Origin of the sequence: Algorimicrobium echini, from assembly GCF_900115185.1 — a bacterium.
Taxonomy (GTDB): Bacteria; Bacteroidota; Bacteroidia; order Flavobacteriales; family Flavobacteriaceae; genus Algorimicrobium; species Algorimicrobium echini.
On record NZ_FOVN01000010.1, the window covers coordinates 18,900 to 30,078 of the forward strand.

At 36.7% G+C, this 11,179-nt stretch carries 3 protein-coding genes; all 3 read right to left on the reverse strand.

Annotation, left to right across the window (positions count from 1 at the left end; all coding sequences use genetic code 11):
- Positions 1-128: 128 nt before the first annotated feature.
- Positions 129-2,714 carry a M14 family zinc carboxypeptidase gene (locus BM239_RS14960; protein WP_092210087.1) on the reverse strand — a complete coding sequence of 862 codons (2,586 nt, stop codon included), beginning with the start codon at positions 2,712-2,714 and terminating at the stop codon, positions 129-131.
- 270 nt (positions 2,715-2,984) lie between these two features.
- Complete coding sequence (locus BM239_RS14965; RefSeq protein ID WP_092210089.1) at positions 2,985-3,779, reverse strand: hypothetical protein; 795 nt, start codon at positions 3,777-3,779, stop codon at positions 2,985-2,987.
- Positions 3,780-4,159: 380 nt separating this feature from the next.
- On the reverse strand, positions 4,160-11,179 hold a 7,020-nt coding region (locus BM239_RS14975; protein WP_143094938.1), incomplete at its 5' end, for an HYR domain-containing protein.

Sequence of the window (11,179 nt, forward strand, 5' to 3'; positions counted from 1 at the left end):
AACGGATTTATTCCATGAAATGCAAATTTAATCGATAAAATGCATTGTACTTTTTTAAGGTGTTGATTTATAGATTATTAATATAGAGGTTAAAAACATATTGTTTTTAACCTCTATAAAATTATTTGTTACTGCTTGATAACTCGCTTCACAATGGTTTGATCGGTTTTCTTATTACTAATTTGAATAAAATACGTTCCCGAAGTCAATGACTCAAAATTATTAATTGTTATATTTTGATTGGTTGGTTGTATATTATTTCTAGTAGATACAACACGACCACTGATATCAAAAACTTTTATATCAACAGAATTATTGTCTCTTAATTTAATGTGTAACGAATTGTTAAACGGATTTGGAAACACTTTAATGGCATTTGCCTCGAAATCCGGTGTTGCTAAAGTGGAATTGGTAATGTTTAAGGTATAATCTTCAACTTCACCATAATTAAATGTTTCACATGGGTCGTTAGCATTACTTCCTGTACCGCTGTAATATTTCATTAATACACGCATCCGTGTATTACCAAGAACAGCATTACTTGGAATATCAAAGGTTCCGGACACAGGCGTTATTGTGCTTGAGCTGCTTCTAAAAATGCGTTCTGCAGTTTCAAAGGTGCCATTTTGGTTAAAATCTATCCAAATGGTTACGGCTTCATCATACGTAGACCCTGTCCAATGTTTTGTAACGCTGATGGTGTTTCCAGTTGCATTTGTTAAAATATCTAAATCACCAAAAATAGTCGTGGCAGTCAGGTCTGAATATCCCGAATTGGTTGAAGAAACCGTATTATTACTTATTCCGTTCAGGATTACATTTCCAATATACTCATCTTCCACACTATTGCCCTGGGCATCACAAAAGTTGATGTTGGTTGTGGTAAACTGTTCTGACACCGAATACCCTGTACCATTAGATCCACAGTATGATTTGACTTGAAATTCATAGGTTGTGTTAGGTGTTAATCCTGTAATTTGATATGGGTTTTCAGTAATGCCTAACACATTTGTCCAGGTTCCGCTACCAAAAACACGATATCTTAAATCAAAACTGTCTGCAGTTGTTGCGCTCCATGAGGCATTAATAGAACTTGAATCTGCTCCAGAGGTACTTAAATTTGTTGGAGCAGTAGCCGTAAGCGCCGTTAATTGAATAGCACCTAAATCTTTTGTTTGGTAGTTGGCTATACTCTCATTGGTTAGAGTAACGGGTTGATAGCAAGGTGCTTCAATTAAAATAGTATATGTTCCTGCTTTAATAGGTCTGTAAAAATCACCATGTGAGATATCGGTTACTGTTTGTGATCCATAAGCATCGTGACCAACAATTGTTATAGTCGCATCGATAGGATTTCCTGACGTATCATCAACTACAGTGCCTCTGAAACCATAGGTACCTTGAGTTAAAAAATCTAATAAAGCGTCCCTATTATAGTACCAGTAATCATCTAATCTACTTTCTTGAAGAATTTTAGTGTCAGAAAGTTCAATTGTAATCTCTCTACATTGGTGGTAAAAGTTCATATAATCTTGACGTCCACCATAAACACGATACCATTCTGCACCATGAGTAACTCCTGGGCTTGGTGTAACATTGCTATCATCATCATCGGTCATATATGAAGCTTTGTAAAGATATGGGGCTTGAGGTGTGCTTCCAGAGTTAGCATCTGTTTGTGCATGTGTTGCATATTCAACAGAAATTTGTTCAAACCAATCATTATCAGGATGTGTATATTGACTTACATAAGCATTGTCAAACGGATAATTTACAAGTTCTGTACCTCCATGGAAATTCGCAGAAATAACAAAATGATTAGCTTCAGCCAAAGCCATAAAAGCTAATGTTTCAGTTTGATAAGCATTTCCATCATCATGAGCACCTGCAACGTTGTCAGGGTAATTTCTATTTAAGTCAATGTTATTAGCATTTCCTCTTCTTGCACCTGCTACCGAGGTGTTTGTTGCGCTATTATTGTAAGTTCCGTCAGGATTAGCACTTGGGTTAATCCAAATTTCAGCATTTTCTACTAAATTTTTAACTCTGGCATGGTCTGGATGTCCAGTATCACCATATACAGTTAATATATAGTTTATTAATGAAAGCATCATTGGGTAGCCAGCAATTTCATCACCATGCATTGAAGAGGTTAGCATAATTTTAGGCTCTTGTTCATCTGTAGAAACATTATCAGAAATTTTCACAAATAACAGTTCTTTATCTCCTTGACCTGTAGTTCCAATGCTTAATTTTTCAACTAATCCAGGATAATCATCTTCAAAATCTTGCATTTGTGCTGCATATTCAGCATAAGTTGGGTAGGTATTAACTGGAAATGTTAATGTAGCGCGACTTGAAGTTCGACTAGCTAAAGGTCTAACGTCATAAATTAGTGCCTCATCAACTTCATTTTCGTTTGTCGGAACTTGAAAGGCTATATTTTTAGACTCAAAACTTCTAAATTGTTTTTCGTTTGCCCAAGCTATAACAGTTTGTGTATTTGGATCATAATTAACAATTGAAAAGTTTTTTGAATATAATTCAACGTCACTATGATTATTAACTTGAAAAGTAAAGGTCAATTCTCCTTTTTCTTTTAAGTAGTGATTTGCTTTTTGTTTCTCACTGGTTTGAGCTTGTGTCATACTATATGCAAAAAAGAATACAAATAGTGTCATGAGAATTTTAAAATGAGAGTAGATTAATTTCATTGCGTTTAGGTTTTATTTATTTTGATTTGGCTAATATAGATATATTTTTCATAAAACATCCATGAAATGCAAAAAAAATCGATAAACTGTATTTGTGAATTTATTAGTTTTCACCTAAACAACTGTATTTAAGAGTATTATGTTGTTAAAGCGAATTTCTATTTTTTTTTAAAAGTAAGTTTAAGATTACTATTTTCGATTAAAAATTGAACAAAAAAAAACCAGTGAGGATAACTCACTGGTTTTTTGCGTGCTACAATTTAAGGTTGATTAAAAAATAACTTTTTTACTAGTTTGTCCGTTTCTTGTATAGATTTTAATAATACCATAGCGTTCTTTATTAACAAATAAGGGTAATTTAAAATCTTTTCTGTTTATGTTTGGGAAATAACCAATTCGTTTACCAAGTATATTATATATCTCGACTTGATTTACGATTTGATTTGATTTGCATCGTAGTTCTTTCGTGTTTCTTAAATATGTAATAGAAGTCGTTTCTTTGGTTTGATCCTGAATGGATAATAAATCCTCATTTGGGTTAGAAATGGGATCTTGATTAAACGTTATCATAAAACGATCTAAATAATGACCTTCAGATATGTTTTTCTGAAAATCAAACTCATTTAATAAAGTATGGGTATTATTTTCAGCATCATAAAGGTAAACATCTATTGGATTATCAAAATTTTCTAATTGGTCTAGAGCTATTTCAATGTTACCACTGTTTGAAAGAAACATTCCGAGCGGATATTGTTTCGTTTCATCAAACGCACCGACACCCTGGATTACATAGGCTTGATTGTCAATTATCCAGCTCATATCGTCTGGATAATTGTCTAAATTGAGTGCATCATAACCAAAATCAACACCATCGGTTGCCACATTATCAGGAGTAAAGCCTAACAGTAAATGTCTGACATAACCATTGGGCATGGTAAAGTCTATACGAACTAATTGTGGTTGATTGTAAGATGCCTCCGTGTCTGAAGTATTAGCTTTTGCTGGTGTTAAGCCAAGAAAAAGTGCGCAAAACACCCATGTGTATAAGTAGGTTAATTTATTCATTTGCGTTGGGGTTTAAATGAATGTTAGTATAATTTGGGACTGCTAATATAAAAATATTATTTAAAAACATCCACGAAATACAATAATATTCGTTGAAATGCATTTTGCTTTCGTAGGATTCATACTCATGATGCGTCACACAACGTTTTAAAATCACTATTTTCCATAACTTAACCATTTACCATCTATACATCATGATAGGTACCAAAATAATGATGTAGAACTTAATTATGATGAGTGATTGGTTATGGATTACAAGTTATACGCTAGAAAAGCAGGTTTGCACATGTTTAATAAAATTAATGCATATGATAGAAAACAATAAAAACGCCCTCTCAAAATTTATTGAGAGGGCGTTTTTACAAAAATGTATACCTGTTTTATGGCATTTTGACAATCACCTTTTTATTAATGGTTTGGTTGTCGTTTGTTTGAACTTTTATAATGTAATTTCCTTCGGATAACTGTGTGACAGGTATTTTACACTCTTGAGATAATGGTGCATTGGTACTATTCCAAGATTTAATGGTTTGTCCGAGCATATTAACCAGATACACTTGTTTGATGACCATACTATAAGGCACCTTAATGTAAATTTGATTGGTACTATTTAAGTAGTTTACAATAACATTCGGAAACTCATTTGTTTCTGTACTTAATACATTATCTTCTTGGAAAACAATATAGAAACGGCCTTCATGAGTTCCTGCATCTAAATTGGTTTGGTACGGTGTAACATTAATTCGAGAATAGGTACCCAATAAGGCATCATATACATACACGTCAGGATCCGTATCAAAATTCTCAAAATCGGTAAGGGCAATTTCGGCATTTCCAGTGATACCCATATCAATGGTTACTGGATACATATTTTCAGTGTTGAATTCGCCCACACCTTGAATAATGTATTTACCGCCTTCAATTTCGAACGACATATCGGAAGGGAAGTAATCAGTATTTAACGCATCATAACCATAATCAACAGCTTCACTAGCTTCGTTGTTAGGTGTAAAGCCTAAAGCTAAATGTCTAACAGCGCCTTCTGGTGTTGAGAAATCTAAACGAATCAATTTAAATTCATTATTGTTTTCAGAATCAGATGTTGTTTCTTGATTGGATTCATTTCTAAAAAATACGGATGTATTGGCTTCTGTTTCTTTTTTGAAAATACGTTGCCCATTATTAAATACAATGTTTCCACCGTCTGCATCACCTGTTACATAAAAACCTTGAGCAACAGGAACATAGCGTTGTGGTATTTTACCAACCATTCCAACACTTCCAATTCCAGTAGGAGGTGATGTGGCTGCCACACCTCCTAATAGGTTTCGTACGGCATAACCACCTTCATAGTCTATGGTTATGTGGGAATCATTTGTTTTAGAGTGTTCCCAAAAATATAATGCACCAGTAATACTACCAGCATTGTCATTAATAAATTGGGTAGCATCTATAGCTGATGGGTATGGATTACCAACTAACGCCTCGTTACCTCCAGTTACAGGAGTTAAAATAGTGCCATTGTTTGGTTTTCCAACAAATGTATAATTTTGTAAATCGTTAATTGGATGGCCAACACCACTTCCTTTCATAGTATATCCTAATCCTACAGGAACGTCATAATTGGTATTTATAGCATTCCAAGCAGCATAGGAGTCTGCTGGATAGTTTTCATATAAATACAACCAGCGACTACTCAACGTTACTGGGTTTGTAGAACCAGTAGCACTTGGACTAGATACCCAGTTTACAGGGTTTGAGCCGTCATATAACACAGCTCCTATTTTGAACGTAGAGCCATCGGTACTTACCGGAGATGACCAATAGTTATAGTTAAAGAGATTCGTTGTTCCTTGTTGGTCACGATGTAGTGAGCCCGTTCCAGTATAGTCAACCATACTACCTGTAGGTTGTAGTAATTGTGATTCGCCTTCTAAATCTAGAACACCATCAATTTTAAGGTAACTGTTAACTTGTATGCTTTGATCGTTTGTAATAGACATCGTATTGGCATCCACCAGTAAACCAAGAACAGTAGTTGCTCTATTACCAGAATTGACATTATGAGCCGTTCGGACGATATTCCAAGTTACTGAATTTGTATTTGGAATCATTTGTACGTTACCATGTAACCACGTGCTAGCAGTATTCCATGTTCCAGGTTGTGTACTCAAGTACGGTAGTGGAGCAGACTCGTCCTGAAGTGTCGTCATGTTTCTTAACCTTCCTGTTGTTCCAACATCAGCTACTAAATTACCGCCTGAAATATCTGGTGTACCTTGATTCATTTGGTAATAGGCTGTTAAGTTGCTCCAGTTAATCCCAGTAACATCTAAAGGCATTGTCGACCCACGTACTGAACCACCATTGTTTTGAATTTCTTGGTTCATCATGTTACGAATTTGGTCAGTACTCAAGTTGGTGTTCCATATACGAATTTCATCCATCCAACCAGAATAATAATTAGTTGGTGTATTATTAGTTCGGGACATGGCGCCTAACAAGGCATTAAAATTATTAGTAGTTGGCGCTGGACCAGTTCTCGTGTTTCTGTCTATCCCGTCAACATACAATTTGTACTGTGACCCATTATAGGTTACTGCAATATGATACCATCTGCTAGCTGTTATTCCGTTAGCAGAAATATTAGAACCATTAGCATTAAAGGATATTGTTCCGTTAACTAGACGCAAGTCGTAACCTGTTGATAAGTTGTTTGCGTTACGTTTAGAGATGATTGTTTTTACACTATTAGAAATAACATTTGGCTTTATCCAAGCTTCGATACTAAACGAGCCTGATAGGTTATAAGTGTTACCAAAATTTACTGAATCGTCTGTGCCGTCAAAGTCAATAAAATTACCACAACTAGGGAAATTAACAGCAACCGTAGCCGTATCATCAGCACATGGCGCTGCATTATCAATAGTCCAAGTTAACGTGTAATTCACACCGCTTTCACCAGTAAAAGTTGCATTTGGATCATTGGTATTGGAGAACGAAAATGTACTTGTTGCCGGTATTGGAACTGCGGACCATTGTCCTGAACCATTTGCCGAAAGCTGAATAGTTGTATCATTACATGAACTAATAGTTGTTAAGTTATTGGCGGTTGCTGATACAAATGGAATGACTGTTATGTTTACAGAATCTGAAGCAGAACTACACGGTCCAGAGCCATCTGGATCATTGGTTGTGTATGTTAAGGTAATTGTTCCGCTTGTTTCACCAGTGCCTAATGTGTAAGTCGTGTTAGGCAATGTAGCATCTGTAAATGAACCCGAACCACCAGACCATGAGCCAGGTGTATTTGCTACACCAGACAAATTAATAGATGTAGTACTAGAACAGGCGGTAATATCTGTTCCTGCATTAACTGAAGCTGCTTGATTAATAGTTACAACCATGGTATCTGAAACAAGTCCACAAACGCCAGCAGGATTATTAGTTGTATACGTAAGAATTACGGATCCTGCAGTAATATCAGCAGCGCTAGGTATGTAGTTAGAACCAGAAAATGTTCCAGAACCATTAGAACTCCAACTAGCAGATGAAGCACTACCACCAAATGAGCCTGATAATACAACCGTTTCATTTGAACAAATTGTTTGATCTGGACCTGCATTCACTGTCGCAGCAGGATTCACTGTAATGATTACGGTATCCAAGTCAGGACCACATGGTCCAGCTGGATCATTTGAAGTTAATGTTAAAGTTACGTTACCACTGGTAATACTTGGTGTATAAGTTGCATTCAGGTCATTCGGATTTGAGAAACTTCCACTTGATGCACTCCAAGTGGCAGATGTTGCTGTACCACCGATACTTCCGTTTAATGTAACTGTTTCGGTACTACAAATTGTTCGGTTTATACCAGCATCAACCGTAGGTAGTTGATTAATGGTTACCACCATACTGTCACTCACAGCAGGACAAATACCATCACTAGGTGTGTTGGTGTATGTTAAAGTTACCGAACCATTGAAAATATCCGCAGGACTTGGTGTGTACGTACTGCCTGAAATGGTTCCCGTGCTTCCGGAAGACGTCCAAGTGCCAACAGCATTGGAACCGCCTATGGTTGCACTTGCTAAACTTACGGTTTCACCTTCACAAATAGTCACATCGGCAGGTACAGATACGGTTGCTGGCTCGTTCACATTTATAGTAACACTTTCATTTAAGGTTATATTACAGTTATTTCCCGCACCAGGATAAGCACCATTAGTGTATCTTACTCTATTTAGAGTATATGTAGTTGTTACTGTCGGTGAAACTGTTAAAGAATAATTTCCACTAGCATTAAGTTGCACTTGAGTATTCCCAGTTCCGTCGTCATATCTTATTTGCGCATTTGGTGTTCCTGAAAAAGTAATCGTTGTAGTGTCACCTTCACAAAGGGTTATATCGGACGATGTAATTTCAGCTTCAGGATCTTCTAAAATATGAATTTGCATGGTGCTTTCTAAAGGGTCGCACCAAAACCAGTTATCAGCTATTAATGAAATCGTAATTACATCTCCTGGTTGAGCAGTGGGCGGAATGGTATATGTGCTTGTTTCTGAAAAATCATAGATATCAGTGCAAGTTGGAGGACACCAAAAGCACCACCAAGGATCCCTAACGCAAGACTGATCCACTACTACAGTTGAAAACGAACCTCCAGCACCATCATCACTCCAAGTCCATTCGTCATAATCTAAACCACCATCATCTCCATTCATTATAACCGAAGTAGTTCCAGCACAAACATAAATATCATTACCTGCATCAATATCACTTGAAGAAAAGTTCATAAATACTGTTTCAGATATGCTCGGGGAAGTACCACAAGCATTTGTTGCTGATACAGTAATAGTCTCCAAAAACGCAATGCCATTTACCGCTAAATTAATTTCATTCGTACCTTGACCAGAAATTATAGTAAATCCTGCTGATACATTCCAATTATAGCTTTCTACATTAGGATCTAATGGTACTGAATATATAGCCTCCGTAACTGGACATAAAAATGAAGATGGACCATCAATATCGCTTGGTGTTAGTGGTATCCCATTATAAACTTTTATTTCTCCGCTTATAGAATCTCCAGTACCACAACCTAATGTTGTAACTGTATAATTGTATGTTCCAACTTGATTTGTATTTCCATTAATAGTGTAAACACCAGTACCGGAATTAAATGACCCTGAAATTCCGCCAGGTAGTGCGGGCGAACTAGTTAAGGTAGCTCCCGTTGCACCTGAATTTAATTGAAATTGTATTGGTGTCATTGCCGAATTATCATTACATAACCCTATATTTTCTGAAGCAGAAATAAGATTTATCGATGCATCAGGAGCAATAACAATTGTACCTGTAGCTATATTTGTCCCACAACCATTTGGTGTTACTGTGTAATTGAAAGTTCCAACTTGAGTTGAACTGCCAGATATTGTAAACGTTCCTGAAGAATAGGATCCTGTAATTCCTGTTGGAATTCCTGTAATTGTTGCACCAGTTGCATTTGTAATATTATACGTTATAGTATTTAATGCATTTCCATTACATACCGTTTGATTATTATTTGCAGAGGTTAAACTAATGGTAGCATTCGGCGTGACCGTCATCGTCATCGTTTCAGTAGCTGGAATTGGGCTGGCACAAGTCAGATTTGAACTTACTTCCACAGAAACAACATCTCCCGTTGACATACTTGTTGTGGCATATGAACTCGCATTTGTCCCTACTGGTGAGCCATTTACATACCATTGGTACGTAGGTGACGCACCACCATTTACTAAATTTGTAACAAAAAACGTTACATTTTCTCCTGTACATGCTGGGTTGGCAGATGAATTTAAAGTGAAAGACACTGGTAATAAAGGGTTTACAGACATGGTAATACTATTACTAGTTGTTACCGTATTACAAGGTCCTGAAGTAATCTCTACATAAACGTCATCGCCATTTGTTAAAGCGGTTGTTGTATAAGTTGCGCTATTATTTCCAACGGAACTTCCACCAACAAACCATTCGTAACTTGGGTTTGACCCTAAATTGGAACTTGTAGCTGTAAATGTAACCGAAGTTCCACTACAAATTGGCGATACAGGAGACGCTGTTATATTTGCTGTTGCGCCTTGAACCACATCTAAAACCGTAACGGTTGTATTACAGGAAGCAGAATTTCCATTAGCATCTGTAACAGTTAGTGTTACGTTGTTAATGCCAATATTAGAACAATTAAAAGTAGTGACATCTGTATCAAAGGTTAATCCACCACAGGCATCTGATGAGCCATTATTAACCGCATCTTCTGCTATTGAAGCAGTACCATTACTATCCAGCGTAATGGTTAAAGGTTGACAAACTACATTTGGTGCTTGATTATCTTGTACAAGGACATCAAAATTACAGGTTGACGAAAGTCCGTTCCCATCGTTAGCAATGACATCGACAGTTGTTGTTCCAACTGGAAAATTATATGGGAATGTAATTGGCGAACCACTAATTTCGTAAACAATTATTGGTGCAGCGCTACAATTATCTGAAGCCGTCGCATTAAACGTTAATGTAGCATCACATTGTCCAGCATCTGTATTATAAAATGCATTAGGCGTTGGGCAGTTAATAACAGGAGGCGTTACATCTTGTACAGTGATTTGTTGTGTACAGGTTGCTGTTAATCCATTAGAATCTTCTACGGTCCATGTTACCGTATGAATTCCAATAGGTAGCGGTAATTGGGATGCTAAATCATTAGTTACAGAGGTAATTCCACAATTATCATTGGTAGTTGGGGTTCCTAAATTAACAGTTGTTGCTTCGCAATTTGCATCTGCATTGACAATTATATCTGAAGGACACGTTATCGTAGGGGTTTCAGTATCTGTTACGGTTATATTAAAAGAACAGGTTGCTGTGTTTCCGTTGCCATCGTTAGCTGTAAATTCAATTGTTGTGGTTCCAATCGGAAACACATTACCTGAAGTTAATCCTGTAGTGTCAGTTTGTGCAACTGTTGCAACTCCGCAATTATCAGTTGCAGTAGGGATCGTGAAATTTACAACGGCACCACAAACACCAGAATCGTTATTTACTGATGCACTTGGTGGACACGAATCAAATGTTGGAGCTGTGTTGTCTGTGATTATGACATTCTGTGTTTGCGTAATTATGTTCCCGTTACCATCATCAAAGGTCCACGTAACGACTGTTGTTCCTTGGGAAGTTATTGGGAATGAGGTTACTGTCGTTCCTGTAATCGTTCCAGCACAAGCATCTATAGTTGTAGGAGCAGTAATCGTAACTGAACATTGGTTCGTTAGATTTGGTAAAGTTGGAGTAACCGGAGCTGTGGTATCATCATAATTATAGGTTTGCGTTGCAGTAGTAGAATTACCGTTACCATCATCAAA

Excerpts from the sequence above, each read along its gene's own strand:
- BM239_RS14965 (WP_092210089.1), bottom strand. The coding sequence starts at position 3,779 with ATGAATAAATTAACCTACTTATACACATGGGTGTTTTGCGCACTTTTT.
- BM239_RS14960 (WP_092210087.1), bottom strand. The coding sequence starts at position 2,714 with ATGAAATTAATCTACTCTCATTTTAAAATTCTCATGACACTATTTGTA.